General features: G+C 64.0%; 1 pseudogene. It reads left to right on the forward strand.

What is annotated here, in order from left to right:
• Positions 1 to 96: 96 nt before the first annotated feature.
• Positions 97 to 431 (forward strand): annotated as a pseudogene (locus tag RM531_RS16005) (hypothetical protein); the annotation flags it as partial.

Consider the following 431-nt stretch of genomic DNA (forward strand, 5'->3'; position numbering starts at 1 on the left):
GGCTCTTCTGCACTGACGTGAGCTAGACAGGGATGACTGCCGCCGACAAACTCGTTCTAATACAAGTTCCTACACCAGAGAAGAAGGAGCTTGTAGATGGCGGCAATCATCCCGGCATCGATTCTTGGTCTACGCGGGCAGTGCGTCAAGTCGCTTTCCTGGGACGAGGCGGCCGGGGAGCTGGTGGCGCATTGTCGGCGCGACGGCCGGTTCGTGCCGGTGGACCACCGCACCGGGGCGCGCGGCACGGTCAATCGGCGGCTGCGTCGCCGGGTGCGGGATTTGCCGCTGTGGGGGCGTGCGGTGACGCTTGAGATCGAGTATTGCCAACTCAAGATCGGCGCGGCGGACCGGCGCATGGAGCGCCTGGACTTCGTCGATCCGGGCGGCGGTTATACCCACCGCTTTTGCCGGTTCGTGTGTCAGTTGTG

The organism is Spectribacter acetivorans (assembly GCF_031846305.1).
Taxonomy (GTDB): Bacteria; Pseudomonadota; Gammaproteobacteria; order Nevskiales; family Salinisphaeraceae; genus Spectribacter; species Spectribacter acetivorans.